The following is a 25,259-nucleotide window of genomic DNA, read 5'->3' on the forward strand; positions in this document are numbered from 1 at the left end:
ATCCACCAAAATTTAAAAATAAATCTCATGAAAAAATTATTTTCTTTTTTGATTATTTCCCTTTTTTGGTTTTCAGCAAATGCACAAAATACTGCTGAAATCTCTACGGAGACTTTACCTACCTTGCAAAATGATCTTGATACACCTCAGAATTATGATCCTGAAGATTTGCCGTGGCACGGAAGACGTTTTAAATTTACAGCTGGTGTTTTTTTTCCTGTAAACAACACCGAAGTGAAAGTAGGAAGTAATAACGGTAATTTTGGAGATATAATTGACTTTGAAAAAGATCTCGGATTTAATAAAAGTAGCGAATCGTTTGCCGGCGCATTTGAATGGCGAATTTCAAGAAGATCAAGACTTGGTTCCGAATATTTTTACTTAAACAGAACCTCAACCAAAACTTTGCAAAGAGATATCGAATTTGGCGATCATACTTATCCTGTAAACGCAACCGTTTCTGCTTTTATGGATAATCACATTGTCAGAATATATTATGGTTACTCTTTTATATCGAAACCAACATACGAAATTGGAGCGCTTATTGGAGCACACGTTTTATTGGGAGATGTTGGTTTGCGTTTAGAAGGTACCACTCAGCAAGTCGAATTTAAAGATAATTTTGATTTTACAGCACCGCTGCCTGATCTTGGTGTTTATGGCGAATTTGTATTAGGAAAAAAAGTGGGACTATTTGCTAATTTCAACTATTTTGCTATCAAAGTTGATAATGTTGATGGTCGAATATTGAGTTATAACTTAAATGTATTATACAACCTTTATAAAAATTTCAGTATTACAGGTGGATATACAGGCTTAAACATGAGAGTAGATGTTGAGAAAGAACGTCTAAATGGCTACTTAAAATGGGGTTATAATGGACCAACAATTACACTTAACTATTCTTTTGGAAACCATGTTAAGTTTTATAAACATTAATTTTTTGTTTCAGGTTTCAGGTTACAATTTTCAAGTTGCTTGACTTTGAACATAAATTTTAACCGCAAAGTTCACAAAGGGTTTACGCAAAGTTCGCAAGGCTAGATCAACTCAAAGCTTTGCGAACTTTGTGTTTTCTAAACATACTGTTAGGTAAAAAAACTTAGCGAACTTTGCGGTTAAATTACCCATGGAGATTGCAACCTGAAACTTTAAACCTGAAACAATAAATAAAACAAGCCCGATAACTTTTACGGCTATCGGGCTCATCAGTCCAAACTTAACTAAAATAAACTTCAACTAATTCCATTATTTCTGTATTGGAGAAAATTTTATAGCTGTTCCTCCGCCAGCTGCTAGTTTAATATCTAAAACTGTTTTACTGTTTACTTTTTGCTTAGAAATGGTTACCGGATACGGATTTGTTTTGTAATTCGCCCCTGCTCCATCAGCATAAATTTCGGCTTCGTATTCTTTTCCTGCATCTAAAAATGACAATTGAACTTTAAGATCTCTGGCATCTTTATTTGTAATAGAGCCTAAATACCAGTTTTTTTCGTCCCAGTCTTTACGGACAATTGTGGTGTATTCTCCAATTTTAGAATCCAAAACTTTGGTAGACGACCAAGTACACGGAACATCTTTTATGAATTGAAATTCTGGTTTTCCAATATAATTTTCAGGTAAATCTGAAGCCATTTGCAACGGACTGAAAATAACAACATACAATGCCAATTGATTCGCTAAAGTAGTTTGTACTCTTGCTCCTGAAGGCGTTTTATAATCAAAATTGAAATTCCCCGGTGTATAATCAAAAGGACCTGAAAGCATTCTGGTAAAAGGTAAAGTCGTTAAATGTTCAGGAGTATTTCCGCCATCAACAGACCATGCATTATATTCTTGGCCGCGACCGCCTTCCTGAGACATAAAATTTGGATACGTACGCTGAATCCCGGTTCCTTTCATTGGTTCGTGATTGTCAATCATAATATGATATTTGGCTGCCGTTTCGATTACTTTTCTATAATGACGTGCTCCGTACTGGCTGTCGTGCCATTCTTTTTTGTCTAAATATTTATTTACATAACCTGTTTTAACCGAATTCACACCCATTTTCTGATACAATTTAAAAGCATCTTCCAATTGGCTTTCGTAGTTTTTTGTGGCACCGGCCGTTTCATGATGTCCAATAAGTCGAACATTTTTAATAGCCGCATATTTGGTAATTTCTTCCAAATTAAAATCGGGATATGCTTTTACAAAGCTAAACGCAGATCCATCAGCGGTCCAGTCGCCATCCCAGCCCTCGTTCCAACCTTCTACCAGAACGCCGTCAAAATTGTTTTTCGCAGCAAAATCAATGTATTCTTTTGTATTCTTAGTTGTAGCTCCGTGTTTTGGTCCTTGTCCCCAGGTGAATTTCTCTAAATGCATTCCCCACCAAATTCCGATGTATTTAGAAGGCGTAATCCAGGAAAGATCTTCAATTTTTGACGGATCGTTCAGATTCAGCATAATAGTCGAAGTAGCAACATCGCCTGGCGTTTTTCCAACCACAATCGTTCTCCAAGGTGTTTGAAAAGGTGTTTCAGCATATACCTTTACGCCATCTGCCCACGGCACCAAATCACTTTTGTATTGTTTGTCACTTGTTTTTAATAGTGTCATTGACGCAAAATCAGTCAAATTGGCTTCATGAATGGCTACAAACAATTTTTCTTTGGTTTCGAAAGTTGCCGGAGTATTAATCGTATCCGTTTTGCTGATTGGCGTTTTGCGATAGGTACTTTCGTAATAACTATTTTCACGATGCACCGGAATCCACCAAACATCATTATCAGACTTAAAAGTGAATTCTGTAACTTCATTTGAAATTTTCACTTTGCCTAAATGAGGCTGTTTTGGGAAAGAATACCTAAAACCTACTCCATCATCAAAAACCTTGAAAATAATATCAAGCAAACGTTCTTCTCCTTTTGACTCTTTCAAATGAACAATCAATTCGTTGTGATGATCACGAACTTTTTTGAATTCTCCCCAAGGCTGTTCCCAGGTTTCATCTGAAGTTTTTTCTTCGGTGGAAACCACTTCAAAACCTTCTGTCATTTTTTGGATTCCCTGAAATTCAAATCCCATTAAAGAAGTTTCAATAACCGATTTTCCATTTGATGTAAAACTGTATTGCGGCTGACCTGAAGCTGTTAATTCAAAAACTAATTCGGTGTTTTTTCCCGGAGAGCTGATTTTGTATGTTTTTTTAGTACTGGCACTGCAGGCGTAAATTAAAATCGACGCAAAAAGAATCAGACAGTATCTATATTTTATGTTTTTCATTATTTAATTGTATTAATTACAACTCTTATTTTATTTCGCTTATTACTTGTTTTGCTTTTGCAGGCTGCATAGAAACAAAATAATTAAAAGCCTGATCTAATTTTTGCTGGGCATCGGTATTGCCTTTCTTTTCTACTCGCAGATTGTACATTTTGCTAATCTCCGGAAAAACAGATTCGGTATTTTTTACACCGGCAAAGGTTTTCACTTTTTCGATGTAAGTATATCCAAATTCTACTGTTGGTTCGAACATTGTTCCTTCACCAAAGTCATTCCATGTGATCAGTTGCAGGTAATTTAAATTGGCATTTTTGGCCAATGCAAGTGTTTCATCCAATGTTGCTCCATTATTATGTTCAATTGTCCAACCGATGGCAGAACCGCCACCTCCTTCGGCATAAAAATCTTTAAAACCTGGATAAGCACTTCCTATTGCAACTGACAGTTTAGGTTTTGTATTGGTGTAAAAATTAGTCAAATAGGTACTGTTTTTATATACCCACGCATATTCACCTGAAGCATTTGTACCCGCTTCAACCGATTGATCCCAAAGGGTCAAAAAAGTAGGTTTTGTAGTCAAGCTACCAAAAACGTTGCTCCATTCAGCTGGTGTTTGCAATACAATTGGTCCGAAGTTAAGCAACAAAGGTTTTCCGTTTATTTTGATATAATTGGCATCATCAAAATAATTTTTCTCCATATAAGCTAAATCGGTTTTAGCTGCGCTCGTAATCGAAATGGCTTTTCCGGCATTGACAACATTTGTTGTTACTCTGTCTTCGTAAACAATCGCATATTCAAGTCCCACTTTGTCTAACATGGCAATTAATTGCTCTGTATTTTCTTTGACCATTCTGTAATCGTTAACATCATAAGTGCCGTACCAATCAATCAAAACACCATCAATTCCTGAATATTTCATCAATAACAAATGATTTTCAATCACATTTTTATCGCCTGAATGATAGGGACCAATTAGCGGATAATAATAGGATGCAATTTCTCTACGATTGTTTGCTCCTATTGTGTTCGGATTTTTGTTTGCCATTGTCCAGTGATATCCCCATTTTTTATCGGCACTACTTTCATTGGTTTCAAACCAAGGCATGTAATGCACATAAATTTTGGTGCTATTTGTTTTTTCAATCGCAACAGGCTGAATTGTTTCCGGTTCTGTGGGTTTATCTGAACCTTTGTCATCACTGCTACATCCAGCGGCGACTAAAATGTTCATGACACCAAAAAACAATAATGTGATAGATCTCTTCATATTAAGTGATTATTTGCTTTTATAATAAAATTGCTTTTAAACATTTTAACACATAGATACATAGCTTTTCAAACTCAGAAAAAAGGCGTTTCACTTGCATTAACAAACATAGCTATGTGTGAGAAACGAGTTTCTTTTTTTATTCTATTTTGCACATAAAAATTCTATGTTTCTATGTGTTAAATATTTTTTACAAATGCAGTTCTATTAAATTAAATATGTTTAAAAAATATGTCAGCCTTCCACGACTAACCAACATGGAAGACTGACATTCAATAACCTAATACCCAGGATTCTGTACCAGGTTTTTATTTGTAGTTAACACACTGCTTGGAATAGGAAAAATTGCTCTGTATTTTTCTGTTGCGCCTTTTTCCCACCATGGCAGGAAGAATGTTCCAAAACGAATATTATCCGTTCTTCTTCTTCCTTCAAAAGTAAATTCCTTTAGCAATTCTTTATCAATAAAATTAAGATCGATAGTTGCTGGCATTTCTTCTCCGGCGCGAGCTGTAATCTGTTGTACAAATGGTTTTGCTAAATCTACAGATCCTAAACGAACGTAACATTCTGCCTGCATCATTAAAATTTCGGCATAACGAATTACAACTAAGTCATGATCGCGTTCCCATTGTTCTCCTGCTTTCATTTCATATTTACCCAAACGAACTCCCTGATTTTCTTTAGCATCAGCAACACTGGTTACTTCTTCTGTATATGTCAAAGGTTCTCCGTTATCCATAATAATTACTGTACCGGTTGCTAAATTGATCTGATCTCCTGCAACCATACATTTCCTTCTTTTGTCTGTATCTGCAAAAGCAGAATAAACGCCTGGCTGAGCACACATTCCGTTGGCGCTCCAAGGATAATCTCCAACTGGCGAAAGCGTTAATTTATGCAAGTAATGACAAGACATCGATGACATATAGTTTCCTACCGTTCCTGCTTTTGAATCGTATGGAATTGCAAAAATGATTTCAGGTGACTTTTGGTTTTCTGTTGCAAAATTGGCAAAGAAATCAGGTGCTAAAGTATATCCTGTTACTTTCTGACACATATTGATACAATCCTGCCAACGAGCCGTTCCTATGAAAGCCTGAGAATTTAGATACAATCTCGCCAAAAGAGAATAGGCAACATTTTTTGTGAATTTAGAATACACCACATTTGCAGTTAAATGCGGAATAGCATCTAATAATTCTTTCTCCACAAAATCATAAACTTGTTTACGAGTAGAATTTGATGGCAATGCAGTATCCTCAAAATTGGTTACAATTGGCACATTTCCGAATAAATCTAAAAGATTATAATAGTAATACGCTCTTAAAGCTTTTAATTCGGCATAAATTGGCGCTTTTGCTGCATCAGTCAAAGACGATTTATCGATTTGATAAATGATCGAATTGATCTTCGCAATTCCTGTGTAATTGTAACGCCAAGCCGAAAGAATCATACGATTGTCTGCTTTCCAGGTATGTTTTTGTGCATCCTGATATTGCCCGCCATCGTACCAGTTTGTTCCTCTGGTCGGAATTGTAGCTTCATCAGAAACCGTTTCATTTAAAAAGAATACATACTCGCACGTTGGATAATTATTGGATATCGCATCTGCAAACCCTCTTAATGATGAATACGCGCCTCCAACTAATGCATCAATTTCTTTGGGAGTATTTCCAAAATTCCCATCTTCTACTCTATCATATAATTGTTCATCCAAATTGGTACATGATATCGTAAAAAGCATGCTAATTAATAGTGCTGCTGTTATTTTGATTTTCATTTGTTCTATTTTTGAGTTAATCGCTTAATTATTAAACGTAAAATTTAATCCAACAGAAATCGTTGTTGGTCGCGGATAATTATTGTATCTGTCGATTCCAGGGGCTACTAACCCGGTCTTATCCATTACTCCTGTCTGATTTATTCCATCCTGTGCATTTAAACCAATTTCAGGGTCAACACCTTTATAACCTGTAATTACAAACAGATTCTCTCCCATAGCATAAACTCTGAATTTTGAAGATTTAGATTTCAAAGGCAAAGTATAGCCAACTGAAAGAGTCTGAAGTCTGAAGAAAGAAGCATCCTCTATCCAATAATCTGAATATTTTGGAGCTGAAGTAATACCGCTGTTTAAAAAATCATCCGGAACATTGTACGCTGGTAATCTGTTAGGATCGTTCAACATCATATTCGTCGCGTTTAACGCTTTTTGACCAAACATTCCGTAACCTGAAATACCTAAATCAAAATTTCCGTAAGTAAAATTCATTCCGATTCCTAAAGTCAAATCTGGCTGAATATTTCCTAAATCACCTTTATCAGCATCTACTAAAGCGCTTTCTGCCACAACAGCTCCAGCTGCATTGTAGTATTGAATTTTACCATTTTCGTCAAGTCCTGCATTTTTGAATCCCCAGAAAGTTCCAACAGGATATCCTTCGGCAATAATTTGAGAATATTGTCCTGACATTCCAGATAATCCGTGTAAAGATCCACTATAAATTACATCCGTTTCATACGTTGTATTAGACAGTTTTTCAATTTTCTGAACGTTGTGTCCTAAAGTTAAATTAGCATTCCATGAAAATTTATCTCCTTTGATAATGTCAGCATTTAGCGTAAGCTCAACTCCTTTATTTGACATTTCACCAACGTTAGCCAACATATTCCCTACCAAATATGGAGGCTGAGGCACTTCATAAGTGTATAATAAATCTTCTGTATTTTTTGAATAATATTCGAATGATCCTGTGATTCTGTCAAATAACGTAAAGTCAACACCAATATTCAATTGTTTTGTAGATTCCCATTTTAAGTCAGGATTTGGGTTTTGTTTTGGAGAATAAGCCAAACTCCAGGTTTGCGTAACCGGATCATAATAACTATCATTTCCAACACCTAAGATTGAAAGCGATTTATATTCGCCAATTCCGTCCTGATTACCTGTAACTCCATAACCAACTCTTAGTTTTAAATTGCCTAACCAGCCTTTTGTACTACTCATAAAATCTTCGTTAGAAATTCTCCATGCTGCAGAAGCTGATGGAAAAGTTCCCCATTTATTGTTTTCTCCAAAACGGCTTGAACCATCTCTTCTTACTGTTGCAGTAAACAAATATTTACTATCAAAACTATAATTGGCACGAGCATAAAAAGACACCAAATTTGATTTTCCTTTATAAGAATAAACATCGCCCAAACGATAATTATATCCGGCTCCTAAATTGTTATAACTAAAAGCATCGGTTACAAAACCACTTCTTTGAGCGCCAAAACCTTCATAAATATTTTCTAAATAAGAATATCCACCTAAAGCACTAACAGTATGTTTTCCAAAAGTTTTATTGTAATTTACATAAAGTTCGCCTTGCGCATTTGTATATTCATCATATGTTTTTTGAGCATAACCCCCTTCTGTTCTTCCCTCCATAACCGCGTAACTTGGTTTGTAAGTATTTCCCTGAACAGCATTATGTTCTAATGAAATATTAGCAACAGCAGTAAAATCATTTAAAAACTTAACTTCAGTTTTAAAATAACCTAAAAGTCTGTGTCTTTCATTATCTGTTGTTCTGTTGGTTAAAATTTCAACAGGGTTTTCATAAATTGTTCCTCCAACCGATGTAAATTCGCCGTTAGCATCGTATACCGGAATTGTTGGATTTAAGTTATAAGAACGCTCAAAAATTCTGTAATCTAACGGATGCCATTTGTCGATATTGGCAAATAAACCCATATCAAATTTTACATCTTTATTATCTCCAAGATATTGATATCCACTAACGTTTCCGCTCAATCTTTCCAAACCCGTCGATTTGATAACGCCTTCATTATTCAAGTAAGAAAGTGAAGCTCTGAAACCGCTATCTGCTTTACCAGAATTGATACTTAAAGTATGCGATTGCGAAATAGCCGTTTGCTCGATTGCTTTTTGCCAATCTGTATTTCCACCATAATCGATAGCATCTTTATTTCCACTTGAACGAACATATCCTCTCCATTGATTTGCTGATAAAAGATCTAAATTATCATTTACATAACCAATGCTTGATAATCCGCTGTACGTAACCGAAACACCTTTTGTACCCGATTTTGTTGTAATAATAATAACTCCATTTGCTCCTCTCGAACCATATATGGCTGTCGCCGAAGCATCTTTCAAAACGTCTACTGATTTAATATCAGAAGGCTGAACAACATTGATATCAACACCCGCAATTCCATCAACCACAATAAGCGGGCTGTTACTTGCTGTTAACGAAGTACCTCCACGCAAACGTAAAGTAGAACCCGCTGCAGGATCTCCTGAAGGGCGAATAACATTTAATCCGGCCACTTTTCCTTGTAAAACCTGTTCTGTCGAAGAGATTGTTCCTTTTACTAAATCGTCTGCTTTAACTGTTGAAATAGCTCCGGTTAAATCTGATTTTCTTTGAGTTCCGTAACCAACAGCAACAACCTGAACTTCTGCCAACTGATAACCATCGTTTTGTAAACGGACATCAATATTGGCTTTGGTTGCCGATGTAATCTGTACTTTTTGAGTTGTTGATCCTATAAACGAAACTTCAATCGAACCTCCTACGGCTACAGACAAAGTAAATTTTCCGTCAAAATCTGTTGTAGTGGCATTTTTAGTACCAACCTCAATTACCGATGCACCCGGTAATACAGTTCCTGTATTGTCATAAACGGTACCTGATACCTGCTTTTTTTCCTGAGCAAACATTCCTGCCGAAAGAAAAAGCATGAAAATCATGAATACCACAGTTTTAGTAGTCCACATATGATGCAGGACTATTTTTTTATTTTTACTATTCATTAGAATTGATGTTTTAATTTGATAGTGAATTATTTGTCTAAAGTTTTAAGAGGAATTGTGGTATCCGAAATTGTTTTGTCTTTATTATCTTTTACCAAAACATGAATTTCAGTTAAGCCAGGAATTCCGTTAAGTTCAGAAACCAAATTGACAAAACCTTTTATCTCGGCCGTTCCTCCGGCAAATTCACCTGAAATTACTTTACTACCCGCGTTAATCTTGTAAATTAATTTGTTTACGCCGGGTTCATTATTTTTACGAGACATTCCAAGAAAATCTTTTTGACTGATTTGTAAAGGAAAGAACCCGAATACTGGTGGCGGTGGCGGAATATATTCTCCAGCGTACAAAACCTGATCCGGAATAGTTCCAGCCCAATCATCTTTTACCATCAAAAAAACTAAATTTTCCATTACATAACCGTCGGGAGCATTATAATAGTCTTTAGGAACCAAATCCATTTTATAAAAACCATTTCCTAAATCTTTCAATTTTGTTTTTTCAACGATATCCGGAAGCCATGACTGGTATTCTTGTTTAATATCCCAGTTGTTCAAACCACTGTGTATGTGTACACTTGTTGCCCCTGCAAATCCCGGAGCTAAGTTGGCATTAAACAAAATACTAACTCCTTTGTCGATTGTTGGTTTTGTCGGATAGGCTCTGATTAACTCATTAGCGGTATAAAATGAAGAGAAATCTGTATACGGCACATTAGCTACTCCACTTTGCTTCGATCCGGTTTTGTTTTTTAAACGAAACCAAAATCCTGCACTTGCTGCAATTTCAGCTGGAGTTTTAGAAAAATAAACTGTTGGAGTTAAAGTAAAACTCCAGATTTTATCTTTTACATGCGTAAGTTTCGCAAAATCTGAGGAGTTTTCCCAATGCCCGGCATCCGGTTCTGATGGTGACCAAATCCAGATATAAAGATCTTCATTTTCAGCAAATGTGGTTTCTGAAAGATCAAAATACCAGGTTACTTTTTCATCATATTTGTATACTACCGGAAATGATGTTATACTGCCTACAGCTCCGGCTTCTTCCTGAGCCTGCATAAAATTAGGAGCCATCAAAAGGGCAAGTAAAATTGTATATATAAACTTTTTCATATGTATTTAATATTTGATTTTTATCGGAATATGGTATCGCCATTCTTTGTTCCAATTTGTATTTGGAATCATGGCGATTTCATATTACTTTTTAATTAATAGCATTTAATTTGAATACATAAGACACAAAAGGAGTTCCGTTAGAAGAATGCACCAACTGAAATTCCATTTCGTCATTACTTCCCGGAACTGATGTTAACCGAAGTTCATCTGTTTTTTGTGTTTTTTGAGCATCGCTGTACAGATAAATCCTTACTGCACTGGCATTAGTCTGTTGAAAATCGGAGCTTAATTTCCAATATCCCTTTGGAGCAAATAAAGGAGGAACATTGCCCGTAACTTCGTAACTTGTTGGATTGTTCTTTTCGTCTACGCTAAAATTGATTTTAAAATCTTCGTAGTTGAAATAGGTACTCAAGTTTTCTTCACTTGGTTCGATCTTATTTGCTTTCGCAGATTCATCTACCATTTTCAAATTTGTTAATCCCCAATCTCCATTTACTTTCTCATAAATGGTAATCGGATCAACATAGCTTCCGTCATCAATATTGTCACAGCCAATGGCAAATAGACACATAATAACAGCTAACCAATAAATACTTTTACATCTCATAAATTTGTGGTTTGTTTGTTAGTTTTTTTATCCCTTAAAAGGACAGAGCGAAGCTAGATGTTAAAAAAACCTAAAAAAAAATATCTGATAAAAATCAAGATGGAATTCAAATAAATTTTAACTTAAACAATTAAAAATCAATATTTTACAATATTTTTGTGTTTACAAAAATCAAGACGTTGTTTAGATGAAAAATAGCATATAAATAATAGCATTTATGACAATATGTAAATTAAAGTCGATATTTTTTTCACTATACATATATATTATTGCTTTTTATTGTATAATTGCAAATTATTAGACTACTTTTAACATTTAGATCTTATTTTTGTTTGATGATCCAATTTTTATAGCTTTGTTATTAAGAGAATTACTAAGTTCCAAAAGCTATTAAATCATCACTCTGAAGATTTTGTCCTGAATTAAAAAACGAATTAACTCAAACAAACCAAAAAGAATTTTACCCTTAACCAAACCAAAACCATGCAAAGAATATACATTCTGTTTTTTTTTATTGCAGGTTTGACTCTAACTGCGAAAGAGACAAATCCTGTTCTGGAAGAATTAGATAAAACACTTCTTAAAAAAGATGTTTACTTAAAAAAGAAATATCATAAAATTGAAGCTTTAAAAAAAGACGTATCAAAATTTACTGTAAGTCAAAACAATGAACAACTTTATAATACTTATATGTCGTTGTTTGATGAATACAAATCCTTCAAATACGACTCCGCTTATTATTATTTAGAAGAAGCAAAAGTTAAGGCCATTGTTTTAAAAGATCCTAAATATTTAGCTAAAAGCCGAATTAAAGAAGGTTTCGTGTTACTCTCTTCCGGACTTTTTAAAGAAGCGATCGATACTTTAAATGTTATTGATGCCCAAAAACTTGATCAAAAAAATAAATTCGAATATTATTCCATAAAAGCCCGTGCATATTATGATTTAGCCGATTATAATAAAGATCAGCGTTTTAATATTCATTATGTACAGCAAGGGAATCATTTCCTGAAAAAAGCTTTAGAGTTGATTGGAACCAACACCAATGAATATTGGGCCGCCGAAAGTCTAAAAAGATTAAAACAGCAAGATTGGCGCGGTGCCGAATTTGCGTTTAGTTACTGGATCAACAATTATAAATTGCCTCCGGATTATTACGGAATAGCAACGTCGAGCCTTGGTTATATTTATTCGGAAAGAGGTTATACTAAAAAAGCCATTTATTATCTGGCACTTGCCGCTATTGCCGATGTTAAAAATGCGACTAAAGAAACCGTTGCCCTTCGAAATTTAGCCAATGAACTATTTAAAATGGGTTATTTGGATAAAGCCAACGAATACATCAATATTGCGATGGATGACGCTACTTTTTATAATGCCAGACATCGAAAAATTGAGATTTCGTCCATCTTGCCTATTATCGAAAAAGCGCAATTAAATAACGTAAAAGACAAAAATGATAAACTCGAAAGAATCATTATTCTATTGACAATTCTTACCGTGATTATTGTTTTGTTTCTGATTATCATCTTCAAACAATTAAAAGAAAGAAACAAAGCCCGAAAAATAATGGCTTCTTCGTATGCGCAACTTCAGGAAATGAATATTAGTTTGAGTGAAGCCAATGCAATCAAAGAAGAATATATTACCTATTTTATTAAAGCAACCTCAGCGTTCATTAATAAAATTGATCATATTCAGAAAAGTACGCTTCATAAAATTATTACTAAAAAAACGGATGAAGTTATTGCGAGTTTGAAACGCTATAATGTGAAGGAAGAACGTGAAAATCTTTTCCATCAATTTGATGAAATCTTCCTGAAATTGTTCCCCACTTTTGTGACTGATTTTAATCATTTATTTCCGAATGATCATAAATGCATCGTTAAAAAAGGAGAACTTCTAAATACAGAATTAAGGATTTTTGCTTTGTACCGATTAGGAATTCAGGACAGCAATCAAATGGCAGAATTCCTGGAACTTTCTGTAGCTACCATTTATACGTACAAAACAAGAATTAAAAGTAAATCTGATTTTAAAGATACTTTTGAGGAGAAGATTATGGCGATTAAGACGATATGATTTTTTACCCACGGATGAAGTCAGATTAAACGGATTGACACAGATTTTCTTTTAATCTGTGGCAAAAAAATAGCCACGAATTCACGAATGATTGCGCACAGATTGGCAAAAAATTCGTGAATTCGTGGCTATTTTTTCTTATTTATTCTGATACTTCTAATTGCAAAACCACATTTTGATATCTTCGGCTCAACGAAAACAACTGCTCGGCAAAAATCATAATTGCTAACGGAATAAAAAATAATGAAGTTAAATCTTCCTCATACAAAAAGTATGTTGTTATGATAAAAATCCTTCCGTATTCCAGATAATAAATCCATTTTCGCTGTTCTAATAAAGCCCCGCAATTGATTAGCGTAATAAGTATAAAACACAAAACAAAAACTTTATCAAAAGCATCTAAATACTCGAAGTAATACGTAAAAACGGTTAAAAACAAAGTACAAACTCCCAATTGAATATAAAGATAGTTTCTGAATCGCAACCGCTGATGTGGATTCTCTTTATCTTGCAGAAAACGCTTTTCTAATATTGGCCGAATATCCTGATCCATATGCGCTGGACTTCCAAAAACGGCTTTCCATCTGGCTTTAAAACCTTTTGAACGTTTCCATAGTTCATAAATTTCAAAATAATAATGAAAATGCTGCCACAAGAAACTGTAGCTTTTTAAGGGATGTGTTAATCCATATTTTGGTTTTTCCTGCTCTTCCTGAAAAGTTCCAAAAAGACGATCCCAAAAAGTAAACATATCTCCGTAATTTTTATCCAGATATTTTTCATCAGAAGCATGATGAATACCATGAACAGAAGGCGTTACAAAAACATATTCCAGCCATTTTATTCTGCCAATAAGTTGCGTGTGCGTAAAAAAGGAATACGCACCGTGAACAATCAACATGGTAATTACCATTGTTGGATGAAAACCTACAAAAGGCAACACACACCAAAATCCAGTTCTAATCACAGCCTGAAAAGTGGTAATTCTGGCCGCAGCCGTAAAATTAAATTCTTCACTATGATGATGCACAATATGCGCTGCCCAGAAAAAATTGACTTCGTGACCTAATCTGTGATACCAATACCAAACAAAATCGGTAGCCAGAATTAGTGCAAACCAAACGAAAATAGTAGCCGGAATATCAAAAAGCCTGTAATTATCATAAATCAAATAATAAAGTTGATAAAAACTTGCTGCAATAAAAAGATTAATTAATCTCTCGGCTATACCAATGCTAATGTTTGAAACTGAGCTTTCATAATTGAAAATCTCAGGTCTTTTTTTTCGTTGTGCCAGCTTATATTCCAGAAATAAAAAAAGAAAAAAAGCAGGCATTGCAAAGGCAAGAAAATTAATATGTTTCATTTTTAAAAATTACTTTTTAATAGATGAGAAAGCCATTTATAAACCAAAAGAGAAAGATATTTTTACTAATTAATTTCGTTTACTAACCAAAAACGATTTCAATAAATAAAAAATCTTTCTCTCAAACCAATATTTAATTCTGTTTGAATTTCGGCGCATCTAATGCTACCTCTTTTACAGCTTGTGTATCAGCCACCTTTTTCAAAGCAATAATATAGGCTGCAATTCTAGGCGTCACATTATGTTTTAAGGCGATTCTGAAAACAGTTTCAAAACCTTTTTCCAAAATATCTTCCAAACGCGTATTTATCTGATGAATTCTCCAGGATTCTAAAAGTGAATTCTGAAGCCATTCAAAATAAGAAACCGTTACACCACCTGCATTCGCTAAAATATCAGGAACAACCAAAACATTATTATCATGTAATATTTTATCTGCATCAGAAGAAACAGGGCCATTAGCACCTTCAACAATGATTTTAGCTTTAATAGCAGCGGCATTTTTCTGTGTAATAACATCTTCCTTGGCTGCCGGAATTAATACATCAACATCTAAAAGCAATAAATCCTCGTGTTTAATGGCAACGGAATTTGGATAACCTTTAATATTCTTATTGTTCAGATTATAATACAAAATTAACTCTGGAATATTAAGCCCTTCCGGATTGTAAAAAGCTTCTGAAACATCACTAACCGCCACAATTTTCAATCCTTTTTCATATAAAAACAAAGCCGAATGCAATCCGACATTCCCAAATCCCTGAATAGCAACTGTAGATCTTGCTGGTCGCAATTTTAATTTTTGAAGTGCTAATAATGTAATAATACTTACACCTCTTCCTGTTGCTTCTACTCTTCCTAAAGAACCTCCGGAATGCAGATGTTTTCCAGTTACTACGGCATGAATTGGTTTACCGTGAACTATTGAAAATTCATCCATTAACCAGCCCATTTCGTCAGGTCCAGTTCCCATGTCTGGTGCTGGCACATCTTTGTCAGGTCCAAAGATATCTGATAAAGTTTTTGTATATGCTCTTGTAATTTTCTCTAATTCTGCTTTAGAATGTTTTCTCGGATCACAAATAATGCCGCCTTTTGCTCCTCCAAAAGGAATTCCGGTTACGGCAGATTTCCAGGTCATCCAGGCTGCAAGCGCTTTGACCTCATCAAGGTTTACGGCTGTATCATAACGAATTCCACCTTTTGATGGACCTAAAGCTGTATTGTGAATTACACGATATCCTTCAAAATTTTGAACGGTTCCGTTATCTAACACAATCGAAAAATTAACCACGATTTGTTTTTCCGGACGTTGCAGTTTTTGCCTGATTGATTCATCTAAATTAAGAATATCGGCTGCGATATTAAAACGATCAATCATAGATTGAAAGGGGTTCTGTTTAATTATTTCTGCGCTCATATTTTTATATCTTTTAAATTTGAATATTTGATTTGTATTTTTCTTTATCATTTAAAACGTTTTTACTTATGATAAGGAAAACGTTTATTTTTATCCTGACATCGCATTCGACAACATGGAATTTTTATCAGACAACACTGCATCATAATATTCGTATTTCTATTTGATCTCATATCCTATTTTTTAATAGTTCTAAAAAAAGCCTTTCATGGTGCATGAAAGGCTAAAAAAAAAAATAACTAACAAGTGATTTTCTATTAACGCCATTTCATTGCATAGGTTACCATGCAACACAACGTGGTGGTGCACATGACCTGAATGATATTTTGACTAGAGTATTTCATTGTTGGGACAAATTTATAAATATTTCTTAAATTCTATAGAATTAGTAGAGTTTATTTTTAAATAATTTAAAACTTAACTTTAAAAGAGCTGTAAATTAACGAATTAGACTACATAATTTTTTTACTTAAATTGAGATATTACGATAAAAACAATCGCAATTAAGGCTAAAAAGATGCCTATGAAGTTAATTTTGGATAATTTTTCCTTGAAAAAAAGCAGTCCAACAAGGCTTCCTAAAATAATAACGCCCATATTCATTCCAGCAAAAACAGTTGACGGATTTTCTGAAAATGCTTTATGCGCTTTTAAGTAAAACAAAATATTTCCGAAATTAAACAGTCCAACTAAACCTCCAAAAAGAATATTTTTAGTCTCTAATTTTACCTTTTTCAAAACGGTTTCATAAACAACTACCAATAAAGAAATTGCCAAAGAAATATCAAAAACTACAAATAAAGACGTTGTATAAGGCAAAGTGGTGTAAAGTGCAATTTGCTTAAAAAGAATATCAATCACACCAAAACCTAGTAAAACAACCGTTGGATAAATCCACTTGTTTTCTGTGTTTTCGGATTGTTTTCTTAAAATGAATAAAAGAGCCAAAAAGCCAATCACAAGTCCGATTACCTTATAGGAATTAAATTCTTCTTTGAAAATAAACCAGGCAGCCAGTATCGGAATAAAAAGCGATAATCTCTGAGCGGCATCTGTTTTTACGATTCCCATGTGTTTGATGGAAGCTACTAAAAAAAGGAAAACTATGGGTAATAAAACACCAATAACAAGATAGATATTCCAAGGTGCATTTGCATCGACAATAGTAAGATCAGGCCTAAAAGTAAAATAACAAAGTATTAGCGCAAATACGTAATTGAAAGCTATAATCTGAATGGGATTAGCATTATATTTTCGGGTGATTTTGAATATAACACCAACTATTACACTGCACAGAATACTTAAAATAAGGAATAACATAGGTTCAAATTTTGAATGCAAAAATAAGGTTTATCTCGCATACAATTTTCAAATTAATCACTTTTCAGCCAACCTGTAATACTCATTCGGGTATTTTGTGTAACCAAAACTTCATGTACTAATTCATTACTTTTAAAGAAAATGGTTTTGCCCTGAGTAGGCGAAATTTTTTGATTGTTATTTTCCTGATGAATCATTAATTCACCGCCATCGCTTTCTATCCAATTGCTATTAAGATAGCTGATCATAGAATACTTTCTACTTGGATTGTTTTTGAATTGATCTAAATGCTTCAGATAGAAATCACCCTTTTCATATAACGAATAATGAAATTCATAACCGGTAATTCCGGCGTAACAACTTTCATTTAAATAAATAATGAAGGCGTCAATTTGAGCAAAAAATTCATTTTCGAAAACATTATTATGCTTTTTATCCAGCCAATAAATTGAATCGCTTCTGATTGCGCCATCATAAGAGAGTTTCTCTGAATTGCCAATTCCGGCTTCTGACAACAAACTCCTTTGATTTAAATCGAGTAGATTTTGTTTGAGATTATCTGCTAATTCCTTGCTTAAAAAATGCTCCGAAATACCAACTTTATTTTCAATATAACTTGCAATCAAATCTTCAAAACCTTCTTCCATTTTTATTTTGGGAAAGACTGCAAATGCAGCCAACGGAGCAAGGTAGACTAATTAAAACTGGTAATAGCTTTATTTTCAATAAATAAAAAATCCGACAACTTTTTAAAAGCTGTCGGGTTTATTTCTACGCAAAGTTATAATTCATAATTAACAATTCACAATTTATAATTTACTAATATAACTTCCGTACATATCCTTAAATTGATGTCCTTGTGCAAAACGATCTTTGCTTAATTTTTTATATTCGACCAAAGCCCATAAAATAAATTCTTTCATGAAATAGTGGTCTTTTTTATCTAATTGAGGTTGATATTTCTTCAATAAAATATCTAAAGGTGAAACTGCATCCAAAATGCTTTGGTATTCTGCATCTGAGGCATCATCTAATAATTCGAAACCACTTTCAGCAAAAAACCATTCAATCAAATCAGAATACGGGGTTTTCTCTCCCGGTTTTTCTAATTTTTCAATTTTTGGAAAGAAATCAGGAAACAAAGTTCGAATAGCCGAACCAATTAAATTCTGAGCTACTGCAGCCGCTCCCTCCTGCTCTCCTTCGTAAACCAATTCGACTTTTCCGGTAATCGCAGGAATGATTCCTATGAAATCTGACAGACGTAAAATCGTATGATCTACTCCGGCTTTTAAGGCACGACGCTCAGCTGTACTTATTAAATTTTCAAAAGCCGTGATACTCATTCTTGCACTTACACCACTTTTATTATCGATGTATTCACTATCTCGAGCCTCAAAACTAATTTGTTCTAAAATATCTTTAGCCAGGCTTGGTACATATACGATTTCGTTTTGTGTTTCATCTAATTTGGCTTCTTGTTCTGTAATTGTTCTGGCAATAGCAACACTTTCAGGATAATGTGTCAGGATTTGAGAACCAATTCTATCTTTAAGAGGTGTTACGATACTTCCTCTATTGGTATAATCTTCCGGATTTGCTGTAAATACAAACTGCATATCCAATGGCATTCTCAATTTAAAACCTCTAATCTGGATATCGCCTTCCTGCAAAATATTGAATAAAGCAACCTGAATTCTGGCTTGTAAATCGGGCAATTCGTTGATAACAAAAATAGAACGATTCGCTCTCGGAATCATTCCGAAATGGATTACACGATCATCCGCATATGATAATTTCAAATTTGCTGCTTTTATCGGATCCACATCTCCAATTAAATCGGCTACGGTTACATCTGGTGTTGCCAATTTTTCGAAGAAACGTTCGCTTCTGTGCAACCATGAAATTGGAGTTTCATCTCCTTTTTCGGCAATTAAATCTTTTGCAAAACGTGAAATTGGATTTAACGGATCATCATTAATTTCAGAACCTGAAACAAACGGAATATATTCGTCTAATAATTCGATCATTTTGCGGGCCAAACGGGTTTTAGCCTGACCACGAAGTCCCAATAAATTGATATTATGTCGGGATAAAATAGCACGTTCCAACTCTGGAATTACCGTGTTTTCGAAACCATGAACACCTTCAAAAACCGGTGTTCCTGATTTGATTTTCTCACGAAGATTATTTCGTAATTCATCTTTAATACTGATGCTCTTATATCCTGAAGCCTTTAATTGGCCTAATGTAATTATGTTGTTTATTTCCATTTTTGAAATATCAGTTTGTTGTTTATTTTATTTTTATGTAAAAAACACACCTTTGTGTCATTACTGTGTGGAGACGCACTGCTGTGCGCCTCTACGATATGCATTGTATATAGAATCCTTTGTTTCTCTGAACCTTTGGAACTTTGAACCTAATTACCTAACCCTTTTCTTCCTGTTCGTTTCATAATCTTCAAAAATCATTTCACCCAAACCTTTTAATCCGGTATAAAATGCTTTTCCCTGATTTGCTTCTGTAAAATGATTCACAAAACGCTGTAAATAAGGATCGTTCGCAATCATAAAAGTTGTAATCGGAATATGAAGTTTTCTGGCTTGTTGTGCTTGTGTGTAACATTTATCGACTATATACTCGTCAAGTCCATTACTGTTCATATAATAGGAACCATCCCGCTCGCGAACACAGCTTGGTTTTCCGTCGGTAATCATAAAAATTTGTTTGTTGGTATTTCGTTTTCTTCGCAAAATATCCATTGCCAATTGAAGTCCTGCAACCGTATTGGTATGATAAGGCCCAACTTGCAAATAGGGCAAATCCTTTATAGGAATTGTCCAGGCATCATTTCCAAAAACCAAAATATCCAATGTATCTTTAGGATAACGCGTTGTGATTAATTCGGCCAACGCCATTGCCACTTTTTTGGCAGGCGTAATTCGGTCCTCTCCATACAAAATCATACTGTGGCTAATATCAATCATCAAAACCGTACTCATTTGGGCTTTGTATTGTGTTTCTTCGACAACCAAATCATTTTCGGTCAGCATGAAACTTTCTACACCATTGTTGATTTGTGCATTACGTAAACTTTCGGTTAACGCAATACGTTCTAAACCGTCTCCAAAATTAAACTCACGAAATTCGCCTGTATGTTCATCGCCATTTCCGGCGTGTTTGGTTTTATGATTTCCGTTTCCGGAACGTTTTAGATTTCCAAAAATTTGATCTAAGGCTTGTTGTCTGATTGCCCTTTCTGTTTTAGCCGTAATTCCAAAGCCAGACGTACCATCAGGTTTTGCTTCGTCTTTTATGTAACCTTTCTTTTTTAAATCTTCGATAAAATCATCGATAGTGTAGTTCTCATCCGTCAGTTTATATTCTTTATCTAACTCCCGAAGCCAGTCTATAGCTTCATCAAAATCGCCCGAAGTATGGGTGATAAGCTCTTTGAAAATGCCAAAAAGTTTTTCAAACGGAGACTGAAATGGGGCTTCGTACGACTTAAAATAAAAACCTTTTTTAAATTCGTTTTTCATAATTCTAAAATTACACTATTTTAGAATTACGAAAAAAGAAACGTTTATTAATTTTTAGTTAAAATATTGAAGCAAAAGTAGTTGAAACCGAGGCAAATTCTGTCAATTATTCAAACTTTCCGTCAACATAATACCATGCATTATTCTCTAATTTAAAAGTCGAAAATTCGTAATGCGTTTGAGGTTTTCTATTTGAATCTAAAAAATAAGCTTTAAACTCAACTGTATTCTCAGTAAAACTTAGAATTTCTAATTTTTGCCATTTATTTGATGTTGCCCATTTTAAGATTTCTGCTTTTGAATAATATTGTCTTTCTGAAAAATGGGTTGTTTCCAGAAGATAGTCCGCATTATGAGTGGCATAAGCAGAATAACGAGATCGCATTAAAGCTAATGCAGTTGGGGCTTTTTGATTATTTTCAAGATACAATCCATAACAATCATTAAATAATAAACCAGTATTGCAAAAACACTTTTTATTCTCCATCAACCTGCTCTTCTCCATTTAGCTTAACATGCAACTGATTCAGTAAAACCTGATACCTGCTAATTTCTCTTAATTCTTCATCTTCTTCAGCATGATCCAGCATTTCATCTAAAACATCACTTACATCAAGCAATTTATTATTTGCTTCTCTGTCATTTTTTGCAGCAATTAAATCAATGATTTCCTGCACACTTACTTTTAAATCGTCGAATTTTGTGTTCATAATATTGTTTTGTTATTTTTTGTTTCAGGTTTCAGGTTTCAGGTTGCGTTACGCAACTTGAAACCTGAAACTAAAAAAACTTGAAACTTTCTACTCTTCAGCTTTGTTTTCGTTGAACTTTTTAATGATTTCTTTTAGCTTTTCTTTACGTGCAATTTCAGCCTGTTTTACTTTGTTTTGGGCTTTGTGCAATTTGTCATTATGCTTTTTAATATTTCTTTCGTTGTTGCGTCCCATTATATTGCTCTTTTAATTTCTTCTAAAGTTTTTTCGGTATAAATCAATTCTTTTATAATCCTTTCTCTCAAAACATCAATATCTTCATCAAAATGTTTTGCCCAGGAAGTTAGCTGCTGCAGATTTCTGATTTGTTTGATACGTTTTGTAGTTTCAAAACTCGTTCGCAGAATCGCTTTTTTATCATATTCCGGATTATTCTTATGCTGATAGAGTACCGTATTTCTATCAAAATCAGCTTCAATATAATATAGTTTTTCTTCGGCATTATCTGGATGAAATTCGCTCCAGGCCGCAAAACCAATTTTAGTTTTTGAAAGAGTTTCCGGTTCCATTGCAATCAAACGCCATTTACTGTTGGCTAATCTTCCCCAATGATTCGAAACTCTGTACATTCCTTTTTCACTATAATAATAGGTACTTCCGGCCTTACTTTCGAATTGTTTTTTTAAGCCTTCAATTGCATCTGGAAGCACTTCATGAAAAACACAAAAGGTGTTTTTGAAGGAATTTGGATGTGGCTTGAAGTTTTTTTGCATATGCAAATATACTCAGATTGTCGCGAACTCCCTAAAACAAACATTAAATGCTTAACTTTGCTGCATCAATTTTAAATTTAAAAGTCATGTCTAAAGATTCACAAGAAAAAATGCCTCAAAAAGGAGTTTACACCGGTATCATCGAAAAAGATGAAAACAACAATTATTTTTGTGGTGAATATCTTTTAGATTATAAAATCGCGCATTCAAATTTTAATCTTGGAGATTGGGTTACCATTAAGTCTGTAATCGAAAATCCAAGTGATATCAGTTACGATAAATATCCAAAAAAATCTAAAAACTTTGATAAGGCAAATCATAAGCCTGAGAATAAATAAAAATTGTTTCAGGTTTTCTTTGTTTCATGTTTCAAGTTTGAAATAAGAAAAAACTTTACCGCAAAGTTCGCAGAGCTAATATCCAGCTTTGCGAACTTTGTGTTTATTTAGATACCGATTAGTTAAAAAACTTTGCTCACTTTGCGGTTAAATCAACGTACATTCTTTATTTTTTCGAATATTTTTTACCTTAAAACTAAAAAGTTAAAAAAAAGTGTACCTTTGCAAAAAATTTGTCGTTTTGAAGTAAAAAACACTCATTTCAAACTAATAGACAATAAGTTACCTTTTATTTATGAAAAAAATAGTTGAATACCGCAAGTTACTAAACGTAGACAAAACTGCTGAGTTAAAAGATTTAAAAACCATTTACCGTAATGCGATGAAAGAATCTCATCCTGATAAATTTCAAGGTGATGATGCTGGTTTGAAAGCGGCAGAAGAAAAAAGTAAAGCGATTATTGAAGCTTATCACTTTTTGGTAAGTATTAATCCTGAAACGATTAAAGCAAATTTACCAGAATATACAGAAACGATTTCAACTTGTTCAATTACAGATTATAAATTTGTTGAAGGTCGTTTAATTATCGATTTCTCTAACGGAAGTGTTTACGAATACATTAGTGTTCCTAAAGCAACTTATGTAAAAATGGTTAATGCTGATTCTCCAGGAAGATTCGCAAAAAGACATATTTTGAACTCTTTCACATGGAGAAAGAAAACAAATCAAGAATAGTTTTACACTAAAAATATACCTAAAAGCACTCTCAAAACAGAGTGCTTTTTTTATGCTTAAAAATCAAAAAAATGCTTAGTTTGAGTTTAAATAAGTATATAATTAAGAGTTTAAATCAAATAATCCCAGCAAACACCCTGAAAACATGGCAGTTGAAACTAAAAAAACTATAACAAAATTTTAGGTTACAAAATTCTTTATGTTTTATATTTTTAGATACTTTTGTTGCACAAATCAATTAACTAATTAATTTTATAATGAAAAAAATACTTTTTTTACTTACCGCTTCGGTTGCGATAATGTCATGCAGCAAAGTTAAAGACGGAGAATACCTTATTACAGGAACAGCAAAAGGAATCGCAAACGGGAAAACTATCATTCTTCAAGGTCAGGATCCAACAACAAAAATGACAGTTGCTCTTGATACAGTAAAAGTTGAAAACGAAAAATTTGAAATAAAAGGAAAAGTAGCTGAACCAGCTTTCCACGCTTTAATTCTTCAGGATGCAAATCAACCAGTACAATTTATTCTTGAAACAGGAGAAATCAATATTGCAATTGATAAAGACAGCATTCATAAATCTAAAGTAACTGGAACTTACAATAACGAAGAGTTTGTAAAATTTCAAGATGAATTAAATAAAACTCAAAAGAGATTGATTGATTTTCAGAAAAACAACACTCAGAAAATGCAACAAGCTCAACAAGCTCAAGATACAGCAACAATCAATGGCTTGATGAAACAATACATGGCAATTCAAACAGAAGTTCAGACAGATTCTAAAAAGAAATATCTTACTTATGCTGAAAGTCACCCGAAATCATTTATTTCTGTTTTGATCATTCAAGGTATGTTAAATGATCCAAGTACAGATATTAAAAAAGCTGAAGCTTTATACAACTCTTTAGATGAGTCTGTAAAAAATACTACTCCAGGAAAAGAAGCTAAAACAAAAATTGGTCAAGTAAAATTACCTGCAGTTGGTGCAACAGCTCCTCCTGTTGGTAGCGCTAAATGAAGATCAGACTTTTCTGCTCCAAATCCTGAAGGCAAAGTAGTTTCCCTTAAAGAAAGTTTAGGAAAAGTAACTATAGTTGATTTCTGGGCTTCATGGTGTGGACCATGCAGAAAAGAAAATCCGAATGTTGTAGCTCTTTACAAAGAATTACATGCTAAAGGATTAAATATAATTGGAGTTTCTTTAGATAAAGAAGCTAGCAAGTGGAAAGAAGCTATCGCAAAAGATGGCTTAACCTGGACACACGTTTCGAACTTAAAATTTTGGGACGAACCAATTGCGGCTCAATATCACGTTGAATCAATTCCGGCAACTTTTATCCTTGATTCATCAGGAAAAGTAGTTGCTCAAGACTTAAGAGGTCCAGAATTAAAAGCAAAAATCGTAGAATTATTAGCAAAATAATCCTACTTTTTGAATAAAACAAAAAAATCTCCCTTGTGGAGATTTTTTTATTTTATTCAATCCCAGTGAATTAAAAAATAACTTTAAAATAACTTAAAATTAAGTTCGATTTTTGTTTGTAAACATGAAAAACGTTCCTATATTTGCAACCGCTTAGCACAACAAAGCGCATCAATACAAGCTTCGGGGAGATACTCAAGCGGCCAACGAGGGCAGACTGTAAATCTGCTGTGTGAACTTCGCAGGTTCGAATCCTGCTCTCCCCACAAAAAGGGTAAAAGAAGTAAAAAGGTCACTTTTTCAATCTTTTCAAAAACCCGCAAAAAAAACGTGGTAAAACCTGCAAATCCTAGGATTCGCAGGTTTTTTTCTTTTATACTGCTTTTCAAATTTTTTAAAACCGCCCAAAATCTTTATGGCAAAATCGTGGCAAAAAATCCATGGAG

The 25,259-nt window shown here is 33.9% G+C and carries 21 protein-coding genes, 1 tRNA gene and 1 pseudogene; 7 read left to right on the forward strand and 16 right to left on the reverse strand.

The window, feature by feature from the left end; all coding sequences use genetic code 11:
- The first annotated feature begins 27 nt into the window (after positions 1 to 27).
- On the forward strand, positions 28 to 939 hold the full coding sequence (locus tag AC1RRN_RS17740; protein ID WP_492968581.1) for a hypothetical protein: 912 nt from the start codon (positions 28 to 30) through the stop codon (positions 937 to 939).
- A gap of 309 nt (positions 940 to 1,248) precedes the next feature.
- On the opposite strand, the gene AC1RRN_RS17745 is transcribed toward AC1RRN_RS17740, so the two are convergent.
- The 6 genes from AC1RRN_RS17745 to AC1RRN_RS17770 all read right to left on the reverse strand — a co-directional run bounded on the left by AC1RRN_RS17745 (position 1,249) and on the right by AC1RRN_RS17770 (position 11,096).
- Complete coding sequence (locus tag AC1RRN_RS17745) at positions 1,249 to 3,273, reverse strand: glycoside hydrolase family 97 protein (RefSeq protein WP_492968582.1); 2,025 nt, start codon at positions 3,271 to 3,273, stop codon at positions 1,249 to 1,251.
- A gap of 25 nt (positions 3,274 to 3,298) precedes the next feature.
- On the reverse strand, positions 3,299 to 4,543 hold the full coding sequence (locus AC1RRN_RS17750; protein ID WP_492968583.1) for a glycoside hydrolase family 99 protein: 1,245 nt from the start codon (positions 4,541 to 4,543) through the stop codon (positions 3,299 to 3,301).
- Positions 4,544 to 4,823: 280 nt separating this feature from the next.
- The gene (locus AC1RRN_RS17755) at positions 4,824 to 6,326 is read right to left on the reverse strand and encodes a RagB/SusD family nutrient uptake outer membrane protein (protein ID WP_492968584.1); all 1,503 of its coding nucleotides are present in this window, start codon (positions 6,324 to 6,326) and stop codon (positions 4,824 to 4,826) included.
- A 24-nt stretch (positions 6,327 to 6,350) separates the two neighbouring features.
- Positions 6,351 to 9,371, reverse strand: a complete 3,021-nt coding sequence (locus AC1RRN_RS17760; RefSeq protein ID WP_492968585.1) for a SusC/RagA family TonB-linked outer membrane protein — start codon at positions 9,369 to 9,371, stop codon at positions 6,351 to 6,353.
- A 29-nt stretch (positions 9,372 to 9,400) separates the two neighbouring features.
- The gene (locus tag AC1RRN_RS17765) at positions 9,401 to 10,483 is read right to left on the reverse strand and encodes a hypothetical protein (RefSeq protein WP_492968586.1); all 1,083 of its coding nucleotides are present in this window, start codon (positions 10,481 to 10,483) and stop codon (positions 9,401 to 9,403) included.
- A gap of 91 nt (positions 10,484 to 10,574) precedes the next feature.
- Entirely contained in the window at positions 10,575 to 11,096 is a 522-nt protein-coding gene (locus tag AC1RRN_RS17770; protein ID WP_492968587.1) for a DUF5004 domain-containing protein, read from the reverse strand.
- Positions 11,097 to 11,579: 483 nt separating this feature from the next.
- Between AC1RRN_RS17770 and susR the strand changes: the two genes are divergently transcribed.
- Positions 11,580 to 13,178 carry a SusR family glycan utilization regulator gene (gene susR, locus AC1RRN_RS17775; protein WP_492968588.1) on the forward strand — a complete coding sequence of 533 codons (1,599 nt, stop codon included), beginning with the start codon at positions 11,580 to 11,582 and terminating at the stop codon, positions 13,176 to 13,178.
- Positions 13,179 to 13,320: 142 nt separating this feature from the next.
- On the opposite strand, the gene AC1RRN_RS17780 is transcribed toward susR, so the two are convergent.
- The 10 genes from AC1RRN_RS17780 to AC1RRN_RS17825 all read right to left on the reverse strand — a co-directional run bounded on the left by AC1RRN_RS17780 (position 13,321) and on the right by AC1RRN_RS17825 (position 22,315).
- Positions 13,321 to 14,544, reverse strand: a complete 1,224-nt coding sequence (locus AC1RRN_RS17780) for a sterol desaturase family protein (RefSeq protein WP_492968589.1) — start codon at positions 14,542 to 14,544, stop codon at positions 13,321 to 13,323.
- Between the two features lie 133 nt (positions 14,545 to 14,677).
- On the reverse strand, positions 14,678 to 15,964 hold the full coding sequence (locus tag AC1RRN_RS17785) for a Glu/Leu/Phe/Val family dehydrogenase (protein WP_492968590.1): 1,287 nt from the start codon (positions 15,962 to 15,964) through the stop codon (positions 14,678 to 14,680).
- Positions 15,965 to 16,429: 465 nt separating this feature from the next.
- A complete protein-coding gene (locus tag AC1RRN_RS17790; RefSeq protein ID WP_492968591.1) occupies positions 16,430 to 17,284 on the reverse strand; it encodes an EamA family transporter in 855 nt (284 codons plus the stop codon).
- Between the two features lie 53 nt (positions 17,285 to 17,337).
- Positions 17,338 to 17,931 carry a 2OG-Fe(II) oxygenase gene (locus AC1RRN_RS17795; RefSeq protein ID WP_492968592.1) on the reverse strand — a complete coding sequence of 198 codons (594 nt, stop codon included), beginning with the start codon at positions 17,929 to 17,931 and terminating at the stop codon, positions 17,338 to 17,340.
- A 162-nt stretch (positions 17,932 to 18,093) separates the two neighbouring features.
- The gene (locus tag AC1RRN_RS17800) at positions 18,094 to 19,557 is read right to left on the reverse strand and encodes a magnesium chelatase (protein ID WP_492968593.1); all 1,464 of its coding nucleotides are present in this window, start codon (positions 19,555 to 19,557) and stop codon (positions 18,094 to 18,096) included.
- 153 nt (positions 19,558 to 19,710) lie between these two features.
- Complete coding sequence (locus AC1RRN_RS17805) at positions 19,711 to 20,829, reverse strand: vWA domain-containing protein (protein ID WP_492968594.1); 1,119 nt, start codon at positions 20,827 to 20,829, stop codon at positions 19,711 to 19,713.
- Positions 20,830 to 20,935: 106 nt separating this feature from the next.
- Positions 20,936 to 21,316 carry a YchJ family protein gene (locus tag AC1RRN_RS17810; RefSeq protein ID WP_492968595.1) on the reverse strand — a complete coding sequence of 127 codons (381 nt, stop codon included), beginning with the start codon at positions 21,314 to 21,316 and terminating at the stop codon, positions 20,936 to 20,938.
- The gene (locus AC1RRN_RS17815; protein WP_492968597.1) at positions 21,306 to 21,539 is read right to left on the reverse strand and encodes a hypothetical protein; all 234 of its coding nucleotides are present in this window, start codon (positions 21,537 to 21,539) and stop codon (positions 21,306 to 21,308) included. The genes AC1RRN_RS17810 and AC1RRN_RS17815 overlap by 11 nt, the downstream gene beginning before the upstream one ends.
- 90 nt (positions 21,540 to 21,629) lie before the next feature.
- Positions 21,630 to 21,776 (reverse strand): hypothetical protein, encoded by a 147-nt coding sequence (locus AC1RRN_RS17820; RefSeq protein ID WP_492968598.1) that lies wholly within the window; start codon positions 21,774 to 21,776, stop codon positions 21,630 to 21,632.
- Positions 21,776 to 22,315 carry a hypothetical protein gene (locus tag AC1RRN_RS17825; RefSeq protein ID WP_492968599.1) on the reverse strand — a complete coding sequence of 180 codons (540 nt, stop codon included), beginning with the start codon at positions 22,313 to 22,315 and terminating at the stop codon, positions 21,776 to 21,778. Before AC1RRN_RS17825 ends, AC1RRN_RS17820 begins: the two co-directional genes overlap by 1 nt.
- Positions 22,316 to 22,401: 86 nt before the next feature.
- Between AC1RRN_RS17825 and AC1RRN_RS17830 the strand changes: the two genes are divergently transcribed.
- The 5 genes and pseudogenes from AC1RRN_RS17830 to AC1RRN_RS17850 all read left to right on the forward strand — a co-directional run bounded on the left by AC1RRN_RS17830 (position 22,402) and on the right by AC1RRN_RS17850 (position 25,079).
- Positions 22,402 to 22,653: a hypothetical protein gene (locus AC1RRN_RS17830; protein WP_074662021.1), complete on the forward strand. Its 252-nt coding sequence runs from the start codon at positions 22,402 to 22,404 to the stop codon at positions 22,651 to 22,653.
- Positions 22,654 to 22,948: 295 nt separating this feature from the next.
- Positions 22,949 to 23,389: a KTSC domain-containing protein gene (locus tag AC1RRN_RS17835; protein ID WP_026983258.1), complete on the forward strand. Its 441-nt coding sequence runs from the start codon at positions 22,949 to 22,951 to the stop codon at positions 23,387 to 23,389.
- A 257-nt stretch (positions 23,390 to 23,646) separates the two neighbouring features.
- Positions 23,647 to 24,408, forward strand: coding sequence for a DUF4369 domain-containing protein (locus AC1RRN_RS17840; protein ID WP_492968600.1), 762 nt, complete (start codon positions 23,647 to 23,649; stop codon positions 24,406 to 24,408).
- 18 nt (positions 24,409 to 24,426) lie between these two features.
- Positions 24,427 to 24,813: pseudogene (locus AC1RRN_RS17845) on the forward strand (peroxiredoxin family protein); the annotation flags it as partial.
- Between the two features lie 185 nt (positions 24,814 to 24,998).
- Positions 24,999 to 25,079, forward strand: a tRNA-Tyr gene (locus AC1RRN_RS17850).
- Positions 25,080 to 25,259: the final 180 nt, after the last annotated feature.

Source organism: Flavobacterium sp. GW821-FHT11G01 (assembly GCF_058808175.1).